The sequence below is a fragment of the Shinella sumterensis genome (genome assembly GCF_004514425.2).
Taxonomy (GTDB): domain Bacteria; phylum Pseudomonadota; class Alphaproteobacteria; order Rhizobiales; family Rhizobiaceae; genus Shinella; species Shinella sumterensis.
This window is the reverse complement of sequence record NZ_MYFN02000004.1, coordinates 80877-97978: the sequence shown is the minus strand read 5'-3', so window position 1 is coordinate 97978 and position 17102 is coordinate 80877. Positions and strand designations below refer to the sequence as shown.

The 17102-nt window shown below is 65.7% G+C and carries 16 protein-coding genes; 11 read left to right on the top strand and 5 right to left on the bottom strand.

What is annotated here, in order from left to right:
* Positions 1 to 139 precede the first annotated feature (139 nt).
* On the top strand, positions 140 to 1000 hold the full coding sequence (locus B5M41_RS09410) for a VOC family protein (RefSeq protein ID WP_167718900.1): 861 nt from the start codon (positions 140 to 142) through the stop codon (positions 998 to 1000).
* Positions 1001 to 1069: 69 nt separating this feature from the next.
* Here B5M41_RS09410 and B5M41_RS09405 read toward each other — a convergent pair whose 3' ends face one another.
* Positions 1070 to 1483, bottom strand: a complete 414-nt coding sequence (locus tag B5M41_RS09405) for a DUF930 domain-containing protein (RefSeq protein ID WP_134647635.1) — start codon at positions 1481 to 1483, stop codon at positions 1070 to 1072.
* 163 nt (positions 1484 to 1646) lie between these two features.
* On the opposite strand from B5M41_RS09405, the gene B5M41_RS09400 reads away from it, so the two are divergent.
* Positions 1647 to 2777 (top strand): AI-2E family transporter, encoded by a 1131-nt coding sequence (locus tag B5M41_RS09400; RefSeq protein ID WP_134647637.1) that lies wholly within the window; start codon positions 1647 to 1649, stop codon positions 2775 to 2777.
* A gap of 94 nt (positions 2778 to 2871) precedes the next feature.
* Positions 2872 to 4965 carry a S9 family peptidase gene (locus B5M41_RS09395; protein ID WP_134647639.1) on the top strand — a complete coding sequence of 698 codons (2094 nt, stop codon included), beginning with the start codon at positions 2872 to 2874 and terminating at the stop codon, positions 4963 to 4965.
* Between the two features lie 3 nt (positions 4966 to 4968).
* Here B5M41_RS09395 and B5M41_RS09390 read toward each other — a convergent pair whose 3' ends face one another.
* Positions 4969 to 5787, bottom strand: coding sequence for an alpha/beta fold hydrolase (locus B5M41_RS09390; RefSeq protein ID WP_134647641.1), 819 nt, complete (start codon positions 5785 to 5787; stop codon positions 4969 to 4971).
* On the bottom strand, positions 5784 to 6713 hold the full coding sequence (choX, locus tag B5M41_RS09385; RefSeq protein WP_134647643.1) for a choline ABC transporter substrate-binding protein: 930 nt from the start codon (positions 6711 to 6713) through the stop codon (positions 5784 to 5786). The genes B5M41_RS09390 and choX overlap by 4 nt, the downstream gene beginning before the upstream one ends.
* A gap of 113 nt (positions 6714 to 6826) precedes the next feature.
* Here choX and betI point away from each other — a divergent pair, with 113 nt between their 5' ends.
* Positions 6827 to 7441, top strand: coding sequence for a choline-binding transcriptional repressor BetI (gene betI / locus B5M41_RS09380; protein WP_134647645.1), 615 nt, complete (start codon positions 6827 to 6829; stop codon positions 7439 to 7441).
* On the opposite strand, the gene B5M41_RS09375 is transcribed toward betI, so the two are convergent.
* Entirely contained in the window at positions 7423 to 7692 is a 270-nt protein-coding gene (locus tag B5M41_RS09375; protein ID WP_134647647.1) for a hypothetical protein, read from the bottom strand. The two genes, betI and B5M41_RS09375, sit on opposite strands and share 19 nt — an antisense overlap.
* A gap of 159 nt (positions 7693 to 7851) precedes the next feature.
* Here B5M41_RS09375 and B5M41_RS09370 point away from each other — a divergent pair, with 159 nt between their 5' ends.
* The 7 genes from B5M41_RS09370 (at position 7852) to B5M41_RS09340 (ending at position 16031) form a co-directional block, all read left to right on the top strand.
* Complete coding sequence (locus B5M41_RS09370; RefSeq protein WP_134647649.1) at positions 7852 to 9360, top strand: protein adenylyltransferase SelO; 1509 nt, start codon at positions 7852 to 7854, stop codon at positions 9358 to 9360.
* Between the two features lie 171 nt (positions 9361 to 9531).
* The gene (locus B5M41_RS09365; protein ID WP_134647651.1) at positions 9532 to 11865 is read left to right on the top strand and encodes a glucose/quinate/shikimate family membrane-bound PQQ-dependent dehydrogenase; all 2334 of its coding nucleotides are present in this window, start codon (positions 9532 to 9534) and stop codon (positions 11863 to 11865) included.
* Positions 11866 to 11983: 118 nt separating this feature from the next.
* Positions 11984 to 13660 (top strand): ABC transporter ATP-binding protein, encoded by a 1677-nt coding sequence (locus B5M41_RS09360; protein ID WP_134647652.1) that lies wholly within the window; start codon positions 11984 to 11986, stop codon positions 13658 to 13660.
* A gap of 67 nt (positions 13661 to 13727) precedes the next feature.
* Positions 13728 to 14192 carry a hypothetical protein gene (locus B5M41_RS09355; RefSeq protein ID WP_134647653.1) on the top strand — a complete coding sequence of 155 codons (465 nt, stop codon included), beginning with the start codon at positions 13728 to 13730 and terminating at the stop codon, positions 14190 to 14192.
* Positions 14193 to 14409: 217 nt separating this feature from the next.
* The gene (locus tag B5M41_RS09350; protein ID WP_134647654.1) at positions 14410 to 14910 is read left to right on the top strand and encodes a GNAT family N-acetyltransferase; all 501 of its coding nucleotides are present in this window, start codon (positions 14410 to 14412) and stop codon (positions 14908 to 14910) included.
* Positions 14911 to 14929: 19 nt separating this feature from the next.
* Positions 14930 to 15124 carry a hypothetical protein gene (locus tag B5M41_RS09345; protein WP_134647655.1) on the top strand — a complete coding sequence of 65 codons (195 nt, stop codon included), beginning with the start codon at positions 14930 to 14932 and terminating at the stop codon, positions 15122 to 15124.
* A gap of 256 nt (positions 15125 to 15380) precedes the next feature.
* Positions 15381 to 16031: a pyridoxamine 5'-phosphate oxidase family protein gene (locus B5M41_RS09340; protein ID WP_134647656.1), complete on the top strand. Its 651-nt coding sequence runs from the start codon at positions 15381 to 15383 to the stop codon at positions 16029 to 16031.
* Positions 16032 to 16083: 52 nt separating this feature from the next.
* Here the strand turns inward: B5M41_RS09340 and B5M41_RS09335 are convergent, their stop codons facing one another.
* The gene (locus B5M41_RS09335) at positions 16084 to 16992 is read right to left on the bottom strand and encodes a cytochrome c (RefSeq protein WP_134647658.1); all 909 of its coding nucleotides are present in this window, start codon (positions 16990 to 16992) and stop codon (positions 16084 to 16086) included.
* Positions 16993 to 17102: the final 110 nt, after the last annotated feature.

Genomic DNA, 17102 nt, shown 5'->3' with positions numbered 1-17102 from the left:
TCCCGACAGAACGGTTTCCGAGGGAAACCGAAACAGGGACATCATCATGACGGCTCTCGACAGACGAACCTTCCTCGGCGCAGCCGCCGCAGGCATCGCTGGCGCAGCCGCCCTGCCCCTTCACGCGGAGACCGCATCCATGACAGCCACGACCGACCATGCCGTCGATATGCCGGCCTTCGTCGACCATTCGCATCTCAACGTCATCGACCTGCCGATGGTCTCTTCCTTCTACCAGAAGGCCATGGGTCTTTCGGTGCTGGACACGTCCGCCTCGGGCGAAACGCTCGGCGTGGGCGGGCGCCCGCTGCTGACGCTGACCACCGGCAGCAACGCCGCCCGCGCGCCGCGCACGGCACCCGGCCTGTTCCACACCGCCTTCCTCGTGCCGAACCGCAAGGAGCTCGGCCGGTGGCTGGCGCATGCGGCCCACAACAACGTGCCGCTGACCGGCGCATCCGACCATCTCGTCAGCGAGGCGATCTATCTCGACGACCCCGAGGGCAACGGCATCGAAATCTATCGCGACCGTGACCGCTCGGAATGGACCTATGTTCCCGACGGCGGCGTGAAGATGGCGACGAACCGGCTCGACCTCCAGGCGCTCTACGACGAGGCCCCGAAGGACGGCTGGACGGGCCAGGAAAACGGCACGGTCATCGGCCATATCCACCTGCAGGTCTCGGATATCCCGGAAGCCGACGCGTTCTTCCGCGATGTGCTCGGCCTCGACATCATGGCGACCTATCCGGGTGCGAGCTTCTTTTCGACGGGCAAGTACCACCACCATGTGGCGGCCAATGTGTGGAACTCGCGCGGCCGGCCGAAGCGGCAGGACGGCATGACCGGTCTTTCGGACTATACGCTGCGCTTCAACGACAAGGTCAAGCTCGACGCGGCCGTGGCGAAGCTGGACGAACTGGCCATCCCGACCACCCGCTCCGGCGATACCGTCTCGCTCGTCGATCCCTGGGGCATCGGACTGAAGCTTTCGGCTTAGGCCACAGGCGCGAGAGGCAGGCGTTGAGCGCCGCTTCTCGCGCCCATCCCTTCCGTCGTAAAGGTCCGATCAGTCGTAAAGGTAATGCGCGGCCCACTGATCGTGCGGCACGGGCTCGCCGATCGTGTATTTGAAGGCGTTGATCTCCAGGCGGTCGGCGCTCGTCTCGCACTTGTAGGACAGGCGGTACCATTCGCCCTTGCTGCGGAACACCGCGCCCTTCGTCTTCAGCGTCGTGCCGTCGACCTTGGGATCGCCGAACGCGTAGGCGATGACCTTGTCAGGACGGTAGCCTTCCCTGGCGCCGCTGATCTTGTCCATCGCTTCCATGTCGCACCGCTGCTCGAGCCGTTCTTCCGGGTCGAGCTTCTGCAACTCTCCGCGCACCCGGGCGTCCATCGCCATGGCGGGCGACAGGCCGACGGGCAGCAGCGCAAGCACGCACAGGGCAAGTCGAAGGCCGCGGGTCTGCCGGTTTACCATTCTCACTCCTCTTCGCCTCGTCGTTTTCGACGGCTCGTTGGGGTTTGCGCGGCAATATGTCGATTTGACGACGGCCGGCAACCCACCAGAGGTTACAACGGCATTTGCTTATGGAACTTCCACCGACCGGCGGCGTTTGTGGCGCAGACAGGGGGAACCTTCCATGCACGACATGTCCGCAAAGCCAGCCGAACGCCGCCTGCTGGCGAGCAGCCTCGAAAACGAAGACGACGTCGAGGACGTCTCGATAAGACGCGACGGGCTGCTGACCGCCTCGTCCTGGGCGATCATCGGCATCTTTGCCATCATGGCCATGGGCATCGTCTATCTGATGGCGCCCATCCTCATCCCGCTGTCGCTGGCCGTCGTCATCGGGCTGATCTTCGGCGTCGCCGCCGAGAAGCTGAACAAGATGGGCATTCCCCCGCTGCCCGCCGCCCTTCTCCTGGCGAGCGCCTTCGGTGTCGGCCTCTTCCTCATCGCCGGCGCGCTGGCCGAGCCGATCACACAGCTTGCGGCCAATGCCCCGGATCTGGTGCGCGATGCCTATGACCGCATCACGCCGCTCTTTTCCCGTTTCGGCTGGCTCAACGTCAATCCGGCCGCCTTCGAGACCGGGCAGATGTCGATGGAGAAGGTGCTGGAAAACACCGGCAGCGTGCTGAGCATCCTGTCGTCCAGCCTCACCCCCGCCCTGTTGCAGGGCATGATCTTCTTTGCCGCGCTCGTGCTGTTTCTCTCCGCACGGCTCAAGCTGCGCCAGATGCTCATCATGACGTTTCCGCGCCGCAGCCAGCGGCTGACGACGATCCGCATCATGAACGCCATCGATTCCGCGCTCGGCTACTATTTCGCGACGGCGGCGCTGGTCTACGGCTCGCTCGGTGTGATCACCGGCCTGATCGCCTGGTTCGGCGGGCTCGGCATGCCGGTGCTGTGGGGCCTGTTTGCGTTCATCTCCAGCTTCGTGCCCTTCCTCGGCGTGACGCTGATGACGATCGCGCTCGCCTCGGCGGGCCTTCTGACCCACGACACGATCGTCATGGGGCTGATGCCGGCCTTCCTGTTCTTCCTCGTGCACCTTGCCATCGAAAACCTCGTCATGCCGGCGGTGATGGGCAAGCGGCTGGAGGTCAACGCCTTCATCGTCTTCACCGCGATCATCTTCTGGACATGGATGTGGGGCGCCGCCGGCGCCATGCTCGCCCTGCCGCTCTCCATCATCGCCAAGACCATCGCCGACGAACTGCGCCCCGCCAAACGCAAGGCCGCCAAGCGCATCCTGCCGGGGTGACGCAAAAACACCCCGGCGTCAAAAGCTTGCTTGATGCCGGGGGCGCGGCTCTCTATCTCTCTGGTCCCGCCTGTCGATCCACCGGAGTGAAATCGTGTCCGTCTTCAAGAACCTGCCCGCCGCCCCGATCGCTGCCAAGAAGCCGCAGGAGGATACGCGCCACGGCATCACCCGCACCGACGACTATGCCTGGTTCCGCGACGACAACTGGCAGGCGATGTTCAAGGATCCCTCGATCCTCCAACCGGAAATCCGCGCGCATCTGGAGGCCGAGAACGCCTATATGACGGCGGCGATGGCCGATACGGAGGCCTTGCAGAAGACGCTGTTTGCCGAGATGCGCGGCCGCATCAAGGAGGACGACAGCTCCGTGCCCGTGAAGGACGGTCCCTATGCCTATGGCACGGCCTATATCACCGGCGGCGAGCAGCCGCGCTACTTCCGCGAGCCGCGCGACGGCGGCGAACGCGTCATCCTGCTCGACGGCGACAGGCAAGCCGAAGGCAAGGACTATTTCCGCCTCGCCGGCATCGATCATTCCACCGACCATTCCATCGGCATCTGGGGCTACGACGACAAGGGATCGGAATATTTCACGCTGAAGGTGCGCGACCTCGCGACCGGCGAGGACCGTGCCGACACGCTTTCCAACACCGGCGGCGGCGGTGTCTGGGCGCCGGATGCGCGGAGCTTCTTCTATACCGCGCTCGACGAGAACCACCGCCCGTCGAAGATTTTTCACCACATCCTCGGCGAACGGCAGGAGAACGACCGGCTGGTCTATGAGGAGAAGGATGCGGGCTTCTTCATGTCGGTCGGCGGCTCGCTGATCGACGACTTCATCTACATCGATATCCACGACCACGAGACGAGCGAATACCGCCTGCTCTCCACCAAGGACCTCACGGCGACGCCCGTTGTCGTCGCCCCGCGCCAGACGGGGCTGGAATATTCGATGACCGAGGGCGGCGACGTCTTCTACATCCTGACCAATGCCGACGGCGCCAAGGACTTCAAGATCATGCAGACGCCGGTGACGGCGCCGGGCCGCGAGAACTGGACCGAGGTCGTGCCGCACCGGCCCGGCACGCTGATCCTCAGCCACATGGCGTTCGCCCGTCATCTCGTGTGGCTGGAGCGTCACGAGGGCCTGCCGCGCATCGTGGTGCGCGACCGCGCGAGCGGCGAGGAACACGCCATCGCCTTCGCCGAGGAAGCCTATTCGCTCGGCCTGTCGGGGGCGGCGGAATACGATACCGACGTCATCCGTTTCTCCTATTCCTCGATGACGACGCCTTCGCAGCTCTTCGACTACGACATGGCGACGCGCGAGCGCACGCTGCTCAAGACGCAGGAAGTGCCGTCCGGCCATAACCCGGACGATTACGTCACCCGCCGCGTCTTCGCGCCCGCCTGGGACGGCGAGAGCGTGCCCGTCACCCTGCTTTACCGCAAGGATGTGGCCCTGGACGGCTCCGCGCCCTGCCTGCTATACGGCTACGGCGCCTACGGCATCACCATCCCGGCGTCCTTCAACACCAATTGCCTGTCGCTGGTCGATCGCGGCTTCGTCTATGCCATCGCCCATATCCGCGGCGGCAAGGACAAGGGCTTTGCCTGGTACGAAGACGGCAAGATGGACAAGAAGACCAACACCTTCAAGGACTTCATCGCGGCGGCGGACTATCTGAATCAGGAGAAGTTCACGTCCTACGCGAATATCATCGCCGAGGGCGGATCGGCCGGCGGCATGCTGATGGGTGCGATCGCCAACATGGCACCGGAGAAGTTCGGCGGCATCATCGCCGCCGTGCCCTTCGTCGACGTGCTCAACACCATGCTGGACGACACGCTGCCGCTCACCCCGCCGGAATGGCCCGAATGGGGCAATCCGATCGAGAGCAAGGATTTCTACCAGCTGATGGCGAGCTATTCGCCCTATGACAATGTCGAGGCCAAGGCCTATCCCGCGATCCTCGCACTGTCCGGCCTGACCGACCCGCGCGTCACCTATTGGGAACCGACCAAGTGGGTGGCGAAGCTGCGCGAGAAGACGACCGGCAAGGAACCGATCCTGCTCAAGACCAATATGGGTGCGGGCCATGGCGGCGCGTCGGGCCGCTTCCAGCGGCTGGAGGAGATCGCCTTCGAATATGCCTTCGCCATCAAGGTGGCGGGTAAGATGTAGGCCTCAGAGCGGCTGCGCGGCCAGGAAACCGGCAAGCGCGGCCGCCACAAGGGCGGGCGATTCCCAATGGGGATTGTGGCTGTGGCCGGCGAGGATTTCCGTCGCGGCCTGCGGAAAAGCCGTCCGCAACGCGGCCCGGTGTGGTTCGTCGAACAGTGCGTCCTCATCCCCCGCCAGAAGCAGGACCGGCGCATCGATCCGCTCTGCCGCTTGCCGCAAATCGGTGGCTTCGATCATCGCGTAGAGCGCCTGCCAGACGGCGGCAGGCATGGTCGCCGCCTCCCGTGCGATCCATGCCATGAAATCCGCATCGACCGGCTGCGCGCATCGGTGCCACTCGCGCAGGAACGGGCTTTGCGAATCGATGGGATCGACAAGCGCACGGATTTCCGCACCGAGCGTGGTTTCCGCGAGCAGACCCGGTTGAAGGCTGCCGCAAAGACTGGCGAGCGCGGTGACGCGTGCGGCGTGCCGGGCTGCCAGCACAAGGGCCGTCATGGCCCCCATCGAATGGCCGATGACCGCGAAGCGCTCGATGCCCAGCACATCCGCCAGCCGGACGATATCATCGGCGAACGCTTCGAGCGTCGGCAGCGGCATGGCCGTCGAAAGGCCATGCCCCGGCAGGTCCGGCATCACCAGCCGGTGCCCGGCGAGATACGGCTCGATCAGCGACCAGCTGCGGCTGCTGTCGGTGTAACCGTGCAGCAGGAACAGGGGCATTTCCCCCTCGCCGCTGTCGATATAGGCGAGGCGCCGGCCATCAGTCGTCGTGACGCGCTTGCGGTCGTTCCAGCCGGCTTGATCGACCACTTTCGTCACAGGCCGAGCGCCTTGCGGACGGCGGCAAGACCGGGCTCGCCGTCGACGGTCGTCACGCCGGCAAGCCAGGCGTCGAGCCGTTTCGGCTCCTCGCCGATCGCCTTGCGGCCGGCATCCTCGGGCGCCATGCCGTCGTTCATCAGGTAGCCCATGCCGCGGTTTTCGAAGTCGATGTCGAAGGTGAGGTTCTTCAGAAGCTGCGCGACATTGGGGCATTCCGCGAGATAGCCCTTGCGGACCTGCGTGGAGACGGTCGCCGCTCCGAAATCCGGGCCGTAGAACGTGTCGCCGCCGGTGAGGTAGCGGATGTCGTAGGCGGTGTTCATCGGATGCGGCGCCCACCCCTGGAAAACGAAGAAGGCCTTCATGTCGATGTGGCGGGCAAGCTCGGCCAGCATGCCCTGCTCGCTCGATTCCACGACTTCCCAGTCTTCGATGCCCAGCGACGGATCGGCGATGGCGTCCAGCATCAGCTGGTTGGAGCCCGGTTCGATGCCGTACATCTTCTTCTCGAACTTGTCGGCATGGGTCTTGAGGTCTGCGAAATCCTTCACGCCGGCATCCCAGACATAGGCGGGCACGGCGAAGGTGTATTTCGCGCCCGTCAGGTTCTGCGTGACGGTCTCGACGGAGCCGTCCTTCTCGTAAGGCGCGAAATAGGTCCGCATCGCGGGGTCCCAGTAGCCGAGGAAGACGTCGAGATCCTTGTTCTTGAGGCTCAGGTAGATGACGTCGATGCCGAGCAGGTCGCTCTGCGTCTCGTAGCCCAGCGCATGCAGCAAGGACTGCGCGACACCGGTCGTGAAGGCGAGGTCGTTCCAGCCGGGTTCGGCGAGGCGCACCTTGCGGCAGCTCTCCTGTTCGGCCGCCCGGGCGGCCCCGATCGTCATGAGGCATGCGGCGGCGCAGGCAATGGCGCGTTTCATCGGCGTTCCCCTTTTTTGAACTTTGTCCGATTGGATCAAAGATTGACCAATGGGACAATTCTTGAACTTCGCGGAAAAAATGTCAATCTTCCCGCACGAAAAGCGGGAATCACATGGCGGGAAAGCTCACGAAACTGGTCGACATCAGGCGCAGGGAACTGCGGCAGGCCGCGTTCGAGGTGCTGCAGCGCGAGGGCATGGCCGGCGCGACGCTGGAAAAGGTCGCCGCCCATGCCGGCGCCTCCAAGGGCATCGTGCTGCACTATTTCCGCAACAAGCAGGAGCTCTTCGAGCAGGCGATGCGCGAGGCGAATGCCAATCTGCGCGATGCCGTGGCCGAGCGGCTGCGCCGGGCAAAGACGCCGCGCGAGCGCATCGCGGCCGTGGTGGACGGCAATTTCGACCCGCGTTTCTACCAGCCCGAGATCGCCCATGCCTGGCTTGCGCTCTGCGCGGAGGTGCCGCGCGAGCCGCAGCTCGCCCGCATCCAGGCGGTCATCCATGCCCGCATGCATTCGAACCTGATGTCGGCGCTCCGGCTGCTCATGCCGGCCGAGGCGGCGCGCCGGACCGCACTCCTCATCAGCGGCCTGATCGACGGCCTGTGGCTGCGGCACGGCCTGCAATCCGGCGGCGTGCCGCGCACGGAAGCGCTGACGCTGATGTATGACTTCATCGACCGCCGGCTGGCGGAAGAGGCCGGACGCGATCAGTCGCCGGAGGCGTAGAGCAGCGCGATGTCGCGATGATGGAGCGCGCAGACATCGCCCTCGCTCTTCACCACCGCCCGGCGCGCCTCCAGAACGATCACGCAGCCGTTGCGGAACGCATATTGCCGGTCGCCGTTTGCAAGCCGCGTCTGACGCGGCACCTCGTCCATGGGCCGCTCGCCGGCCGGCGTCTGCGCCGATGGCGCGCTACAGGCGGCCAGCAGGAAAAGGGCCGGCAGGCCGGGCAACAGGCAGGTCAGGTTCTTCATGCAACACTCCTTTCCGACGAGGATAGGGCGTGGGCCGGGAAAGGAAAGGCGGCCCGAGGCCATCCGGGGCCGCCGCGCGTCAGGCATATGGCCCCCAAGCCTTTCGTTTGCCGCCCGGACGCCCTATCTGAAAGGAAAGCGGCAAAGGATGGATGGATCATGAGCACGGCAACGACGGCACAGGCGGGCGCGACCGGCGCCATCCCCTTCGACAACAGCTATGCGCGCCTGCCGGATGCGTTCTTCACGCCGGTCGACCCCACGCCGGTGGAAGCGCCGATGCTGATTGCCTTCAACCGGCAGCTCGCCGAGGAACTCGGGCTCGATGCCGACAGGCTGGAGCGGCATGGCGCGGGATACTTCTCCGGCAACGTTGCCCTGCCCGGCTCGCTGCCGCTTGCCATGGCCTATGCCGGGCACCAGTTCGGCCAGTTCGTGCCGCAGCTCGGCGACGGGCGCGCCATCCTGCTCGGCGAGGTGATCGACCGCAACGGCAAGCGGCGCGACATCCAGCTGAAGGGTGCCGGGCCCACGCCCTATTCGCGGCGCGGCGACGGGCGGGCGGCGCTCGGCCCGGTGCTGCGCGAATACATCATCAGCGAGGCCATGCACGCGCTCGGCGTCCCGACGACGCGGGCGCTCGCCGCCGTCGCGACCGGCCAGCCGGTCTATCGCGACCGCGCCCTGCCCGGCGCCGTCTTCACGCGCGTGGCCGGCAGCCATATCCGCGTCGGCACCTTCCAGTTCTTCGCCGCGCGCGGCGACACGGAGAATGTGGGCGTGCTCGCCGACCATGTCATCGACAGGCACTATCCCGAGCTCAAGGGCGCGGAAAAGCCCTATCTCGCGCTGCTCGACGCGGTCGCCGACCGGCAGGCGTCGCTGATTGCGAAATGGCTTGGCGTCGGCTTCATCCACGGCGTGATGAACACCGACAACATGACGATCTCGGGCGAGACGATCGACTTCGGGCCCTGCGCCTTCATGGACCGTTACGACCCGCGCACCGTCTATTCCTCCATCGACCGCAACGGCCGCTATGCCTTCGGCAACCAGCCCGGCATCGGCCAGTGGAACATCGCGCGGCTCGCCGAGGCCATGCTGGCGATCCTGGATGACGACCAGGACAAGGCCGTGGAAGCCGCCAACGCGGCCGTCAGCCGGTTCATGGAACGGTTCCAGGCGCACTGGACGCGCACCATCCGCGCCAAGATCGGCCTTGGCGACGACGCGCGCGAAGAGGACCAGGAGCTGATCCGCGAGCTTCTCGTCACGCTCTACGAGCAGAAGGCGGACTATACGCTGGCGTTTCGCCGGCTTGTCGACTGCGCACAGGACGATGCCGCCGATCCCGCCCTCGGCGCGCTTCTGGAGGACCCGGCGGCGCTTACCCCATGGCTTTCCGCCTGGCGGGCGCGGCTTTCGCAGGAGGCGACCGCGCCTGCGGCGCGCGCCGGGGCGATGCGGCGCGTCAACCCGGCCTTCATCCCGCGCAACCACAAGGTCGAGGAAGCACTCAACGCGGCCATAGACGACGGCGATTTCTCACTCTTTGCGGCGCTGAACGACGTGCTCGCCCGGCCCTACGAGGACCAGCCGCGCTTTGCCGCCTATGCCCTGCCGCCCGAACCGGGCGAGGAGATCGCGGCGACGTTCTGCGGCACCTAAGACGCCCTTGCGCCGCAGCCGACATGCAGTCATGGTAGCCCAGCCGTGCAATAACGTATGACCCGGGGCATTGAAGAGCCACCTTTTCGCCCTAATTCCTGAAGCGTCCGCTCTGCGGAGCCGGACGTCATGTCGGCCCTCTTCCGGCCGCCATCACAAATGGAGTTTCCCATGTTGCTCACGTTGACTGCCGTCCTCTTTGCCATCATCGGAGTGGTGCTGACGGGCGGAGGCGGGTGGCTGCTGTCGCTTGGCGGCAGCCCCTATTACCTCATCACCGGCCTCGCCTTCCTCGTCACCGCCTATCTCCTCCTGCGCCGTTCGAGCGCTGCGCTGTGGCTCTATGCCCTCGTCATTCTCGGCTCGCTCGGCTGGGCGGTGTGGGAGGTCGGCTTCGACTGGTGGCAGCTCGGTCCGCGTGGCGGCATCATCGTGCTTCTCGGCCTGTGGCTGATGCTGCCGGCCATCCGCCGGCCGCTCGGCATCGCAAGCCCAACCGGCATTCGCTACCCGGCATCCGCCCTGCCGCTGGCCGTGGCGTCCATCGTGGCCATCGCGGTGGCCGGCTACTCCATGACGCAGGACCCGCACGATCTTGCGGGCGAACTGCCGACGAACGTGGTCAACGCCACGCCGGCGCTCGGCGGCAACGTGCCGGCCGGCGAATGGCATCAATATGGGCGCACGCCGTTCGGCCAGCGCTACTCGCCGCTCGACCAGATCAACACGGAAAACGTCAACACGCTGAAGGTGGCCTGGCAGTACCAGACGGGCGACGTGAAGCTGCCCGACGATGTCGGCGAGACGACCTACCAGGTGACGCCGCTCAAGATCGGCGACACGCTCTACATGTGCACGCCGCACAACTGGGCCATCGCGGTCGACGCGGCGACCGGCAAGGAAAAGTGGAAATACGATTCCAACTCCGGCATGAACCCGGACCGCCAGCACCAGACCTGCCGCGGCGTGACCTATTATGCCGATCCGGCCGCGACGGCGGGCACGACCTGCGCCACGCGCGTCTACCTGCCGACCTCGGACGCCCGGCTGATCGCGCTCGACGCTGAGACCGGTGACGTCTGCACCAGCTTTGCCGACAACGGCGTGCTGCGCCTGGAACAGGGCATGCCGTACAATCCGGCCGGCTACTACTACTCCACATCGCCGCCCGTCATCACCGACGAGAAGATCATCATCGGCGGTGCGGTCAACGACAACTACTCCATCCATTCGCAATCGGGCGTCATCCGCGCCTTCGACGTGAAGACCGGCGCGCTGATCTGGAACTGGGATTCGGGCAATCCGGATGTCACCACGCCGCTGCCGGAGGGTCAGGTCTATACGGTCAACTCGCCGAACTCCTGGTCCGTCTTCAGCTATGACGATGCGCTCGGCCTCGTCTATATCCCGCTCGGCAACCGCGTGCCCGACCAGCTCGGCATGGGCCGCAGCGAGCATGTCGAGAAATACTCGTCCTCCATCGTCGCACTCGACATCAAGACGGGTGCCGTGCGCTGGGTGCGCCAGACCGTGCATCACGACCTCTGGGACATGGACGTGCCGGCACAGCCCGCGCTGATCGACATCACCAAGGACGGCGCGACCATTCCGGCGCTTGTCGGCCCCACCAAGCAGGGCGACATCTACGTGCTGGACCGCCGCAACGGCGACCCGATCATCGGCATCAAGGAAATTCCGGCGCCAACCGGCGCGATCCCGGAGGACTTCACCGCCCCGACGCAGCCGATCTCCGACCTCACCTTCTCACCGCCGCCGCTGACGGAGAAGAACATGTGGGGCATCAGCATGTTCGACCAGCTGAAGTGCCGCATCGACTTCCTGTCGCTCAAATATGAAGGCCGCTACACGCCGCCGTCCCTGCAGGGCACGCTCGTCTATCCCGGCAATTTCGGCACGTTCAACTGGGGTTCGGTCGCGGTGGACCCGGAACGGCAGGTGATGTTCGGCATGCCGACCTACCTCGCCTTCACCTCGCGCCTCGTGCCGCGTGACCAGATCCCGCCGAAGGGGCAGGACGAAAAGGGTTCCGAACAGGGCCTCAACCGTAACGAGGGCGCGCCCTACGGCGTGTTCATGGGCCCCTTCCTCGGCCCGCTCGGCATTCCCTGCCAGGCGCCGCCATGGGGCTATGTCGCGGGTGCGGACCTTGCCACCGGCAAGATCGCCTACAAGCACAAGAACGGCACGGTCTACGACATGACGCCGCTGCCGCTGCCCTTCAAGGTCGGCGTGCCCGGCATCGGCGGGCCGATCATCACCAAGGGCGGCGTCGCCTTCCTGGGCGCGGCGGTGGACGACTATATCCGCGCCTATGACGTGACGACGGGCCGCCAGCTGTGGGAAGGCCGCCTTCCCGCCGGCGGGCAGGCGACGCCGATGACCTACACGGTCGGCGAGAAGCAATATGTGCTGATCGTCGCGGGTGGCCACGGCTCCGTCGGCACCAAGCCGGGCGACTACGTCATCGCCTATACGCTGCCGTAAGGCGGGACGACGGGGCGGCCTCCGCAACCGCCCGCCGCAATCCATGGAAGGCCGGCGCAGGGTTGCTTCCCCGCGCCGGCCTTTTCATTATGCGGCCCCAATCCTCGGGAGATTCGCCATGAACGACGACTGGCGGCTGATCGCCGCGCCGGTGAGGATCATCCTTGCGAACTACTGGCGCGCCTCGCGCGGGCTTCTCGCGCTCGTCTGCGTCATCGTCTTCCTGTCGGCGGTATCCGCCGTCGCCGCGCCCTATTTGTTCTCACGCCTCATCGACACCATGACGGCCGACCGCATGGCCGCCATGCTGGCCGTCGGCTTCGCCCTCTACGCGCTGCTCATCGGTGCGAGCGCCGCACTCCAGAACATGGTGCAGTACCTCTCCTTCATGAGCGCGCAGAACCTGAGCTTCATCGCCAGCACCAGCCTGTTCGAACGGCTGCTTCGCAAACGCGCGCTCTTCTTCGCCGAGCACAATCCGGCCGAGATCGAAAGTGCAGGCCGGCGTGGCGAAAGCGCGATGATGACGCTGGTGCAGCTCGCCCTCATCGTCTTCGTTCCCGGCACGACCCAGATCGTGCTTTCGCTCGCCATGCTCGGCGCGGCGATCAACATGGAGGTCGTGCTCGTCGTCATCGCCTATGGCGTCGTGTTCATCACCCTGACCGCCATCGCCAACCACCGCACGCGCAGCTATCTCGACGCGGCCATCGCAGCCGGCCAGGAGAATGCCAAGTTCATCGGCAACGCCATGACGGCGATGGAGACGCTGCGCCATTTCGGCAGCCAGGACTGGATGCAGGCGCGCTTTTCCGGCAAGGCGCGCGAGGAGCGCGACAACTGGGCGACCTTCTGCCGCCGGCGCATCGGCTATTCCTCGCTGATGGGCGCGGGGCTTGCCGCGCAGTTCCTCATCACCTTCGTGCTGCTTCTGCCGCGCTACCAGGCGGGGGAGCTCACGGTCGGCGATCTCGTGCTGTTCAACACGCTGCTGCTCCAGCTCAACCAGCCCTTCGAGATGATCGGCCACGCGATCGACGATCTCGTGCGGGCGCGCGCCTCCCTCCTGCCGCTCGCCCGCATCTGGGCAGCACCGGAAGAGACGGATGTCGCAACGCCGGGCGGATTTTTCGCCGGGGATGGCCGCCTCGCCTTCGAAGCCGTCTCGTTTTCCCATGACAACGGCCGCGGCGTGGCGGACGTGAGCTTTGCGGCCGAACGCGGCCGGATCACCTATCTCGTCGGGGAGACCGGCTCCGGCAAATCGACGCTGCTGCGGCTGGCGCTGAAGTCGCTCTCCCCGACATCGGGACGGATCAGCGTCGACGGGCGCGATCTCGCCAGCGTGTCGCAGCGCGACTGGTATGCAGCGATCGGCATCGTGCCGCAGGAGCCGACGCTGCTCAACGACACGCTTGCCACCAACATCGTGCTCGGGCGGCCGCTGGACCAGGCGAAGCTGCGGCGCGCGGTGGAGAAGGCGGCGATCCTGCCCTTCGTCGAAGGCCTGCCCGACGGCTTCGAGACGGTGGTGGGCGAGCGCGGCATGAAGCTTTCGGGCGGGGAGCGCCAGCGCATCGCGATTGCCCGCGCGCTCTATGCCGATCCGCAGTTCCTCTTCCTCGACGAGGCGAGCTCGGCGCTGGACGAGACGACGGAGGCGGAAATCATGCGCCATGTGCGCAGCCTCGCCGGCGAGGTGACGATCCTCGCCGTCACCCATCGCAAGAGCGTCATCGCGCCCGACGACCATGTCGTCCACTTGACCGGCGGCCATCGCGACGCGAGCGCCTGACCGAAAGCCTCGCAAAAGCTGCGCCGCCTAACCATGCTCCCGGAACATTTTTCAGGGAGCCCTTTTCATGAAGATCGACGGCAATTCGCTTTCCGCCTATGCACTCGCCCGCCAGCAGCGCGCGCCCTCCGGCGACGCCGGCATTCCGGCCGGCCTCAGCGGCGGCGACGGCAATGGCGCACGCAACATCCCGACCGTCGAAACGTCCGCCTCCTCCATGCCATCCGGCCTTGCCAACGCCCTTTGGCTGAACGCGTCCAAGCTGGACAAGATGCACGAGGAAAGCCAGAAAGTGCTGGCGGAATTCCTCGATCTTTCGAAGATGACGGCGATCGAGCGCCTGCGCAAGGAACTGCTCGAGGAGATGGGCCTCACCGAGGACAGCCTCGCCCAGCTGCCGCCGGAAGAGCGATCGGCAATCAACGAGCAGATCCGCCAGGCCATCAAGGAACGCCTCGGCGTCGACGAAACGGCACAGGCCGGCGAAACGGAAGGGCAAGCCGCCGCCGGCCCGCAGGAAGCGGAGGCCTGACCAGCCTCCGCTTCGATCCTACGTCGCGGTGAGAAAGGCAATTGACAAACGGCGCGAATTCGAGAATATCGCGTCCATGATCAAGAGCACGCACATCGCCGCGACGTATTTTTGGCTGTTCCGATAAGGAGCGGCTGTCTGATCATGTCAACAAGCCGCCATCAGGCGGCTTTGTTGTTTTAACGCTCCTGATGGCACGAAACCCGAGGAGCCCGAAATGCAAAACACCGTCATCAAGCTCGAACCGCATGCCGCCGAACGCCCGGCGATGCTGAACATCCGCGCCGCCCGGCAGGGCGATCTGCAGCAGATCCTCGACATGATCGCGCTGCATGCCGAATGCCATGGCGACACCGCGAAGATTTCCGCCGCCGATCTCGACCGCGACCTCTTCGGCGTGCACCCCTGGATCACCGCGCTTGTCGCCGAAGCCGGCGGACGCCTGATCGGCTACGCCCTGCTCGTGCCGATGTACCGCGCCGGCGACGGCATGCGCGGCATGGAACTGCACCAGATCTTCGTGCGCCGGGACCACCGCGGACAGGGCATCGGCCGCCACCTCGTGTCACGCGCCCGCGACCATGCCCGCGTCGCCGGCTGCGGCTACCTCTCCGTCAGCGCAGCGACTGGCAATTTCGGCGCCCACCGCTTCTACGAGCAGATGAACTTCCGCGCCGGCCCGGTCACCGGCATGCGCTATGTGCAGGCGCTCGGCTGATGTCCGGCCCGAGCCGAGGATGACCAGACGACGGGCCACCGTGCTGACGCCCGGCGGCCGCGACGTCACCTCGCCTGGCGGCGTTTCCGTCCACTTGTCGGGCAAGGCGGAGGATGCCGGCCCCGCCCGCCTCGGCATGCTGGTCCTGTCCGGCGGCACGATCCGGAGAACAACGACGCACCCGACCTGTCGGCTCCGGCCGGGCGCGTCGTAGCGGCCGGCAAGCCGGTGGCCGACATCTGCGACGCGACGCTCGCGCTCCGCCGTGTCGGTCTGCTCGACGATCATACCGGCAACCATCCTGCCTCAACCCGGCCTTCCAGATAAGACAAACCGCATTGATCTCTTCAGGATATTGATGTAATCGTTTTGATGTACGTACATCATTTTAACGCCGAGGAGACGGGCGTTGACTATGCGGTGTGTGTTCTGAGGGAAAATCATACCGAAAACAGCCTGGGAGGCAGATCATGACGGAGGTGCAGCTCAATCCGGATTTCATCATCGCGGACGAACACTCATTGCGGAGCCTGTTTGCGCCGACGCACGGTCTTGCCATGCAGAAGTGCCGGAATTCATTGGGGAAACATGCACAGGACTTCATCCGGCGCTCGCCGTTCCTGTGCATCGGCTCGCAAGGCGCGGATGGGAAAGCCGATGTCAGCCCGCGCGGCGACCCGCCGGGCTTCGTGACAATCCTGGATGAGCGCACCCTGGCGATCCCGGATCGGCCCGGCAACAACCGGCTGGATACGCTGAGCAACATAATCGCCAATCCGACCGTCGGATTGCTGTTCATCATTCCCGGTTTCGAGGACACATTGCGCGTCAACGGACAGGCGACCCTCACGCGCGATCCCGCCCTCCTTGAAAGCATGGCCGTGGCGGGCCGGGCGCCGAAGCTTGCCATCGTCGTCAGCGTCAGCGAGGTCTTCCTGCACTGCGCCAAGGCTTTCCGCCGTTCCCGCTTGTGGAGCGCGGAGCATTTCCAGGACCGCGCCGCGATGCCCTCGCTCATCAAGATGATCCTGGACGACACGACAGGCGCGCCCGACGACAAGGACGAGATGCGGAAGATGGATGAGGGCCTGGAGGAGGACTACCGGCAGAGCATGTATTAGGTGCCGGCCGGCCGCCGCTTTTGCCGGCGGCGGCCCGGTTCGACGACATCCCCTATCGCGCCGGGATCGCCTTGAGATAGGCCGCGATGGCGTCGCGGTCTTCCTTGGGCAGCTGCGCCATGTTCTTCTGCACCGAGACCATCGAGCCGCCGACGCTGTCGAAATCGGGCGTGAAGCCGGTTTCGAGGTAGTTGGCGATATCGCCGGCGCTCCAGCTGCCGAAGCCGCCCTCGGCCGGGGTGATGTCGGGGATGCGCCCCTCGCCTTCCGGATTCGGTCCGCCGGCGAGCCACTGGTCGGTCTTCAGGCCGCCCAGCACATCGCGCGGCGTGTGGCATTCGCCGCAATGACCGGGGCCTTCCACGAGATATTGCCCGTGTTTCACCGTTTCGTCGGCATTGGCGAGGTCCACGCGCGGCGCCTCGTTGAGATAGAGGAACTTCCAGCCGCCGAGCGCGAGCCGGATATTGAACGGGAACGGCAGCTCATGGCCGGGAGCGACATTGCCGCTCTTGGGCAGCGTCTTCAGGTATCCATAGAGATCGTTGATGTCCTTCACGGTCATGCGCGAATAGGAGGCATAGGGAAAGGACGGGTAGAGATGCTCGCCGTTGCGACCCGTGCCGCGCTTCATGGCGTCGCCGAATTCGGCGAGCGTCCAGGCGCCGATGCCGGCCGTCTCGTCGGGCGAGATATTGGGGGCGTGGAAGGTGCCGAAGGGGCTCTTCAGCGCCATGCCGCCGGCGAGAACCAGCTTCTGGTCGTCGGCCGCGCCCGGCGCCGCATGACAGCTCACGCAGCCGCCGGCATGGAAGATGCGCTCGCCATTGGCAAGGTCCGGCGCGCCGGCAGCGGCCCAGGTTTCGGCCGGCAGGCGCTGCGGGGCGGTGATGAACAGGAAAGCGCCCGCGCCGATCGCGCCCAGCACGACGATGCCGCCGATGATTTTCTTGAAACCCATGCGCCGTTTCCTCTCGCCGGTTGCGGACATGTCGCCCCGCGACCCCACACCATGACACACCGCCCCGGCGGCCGGCGCCGGGACAGTGTCGTGTCTTCCAGGGGATTGTC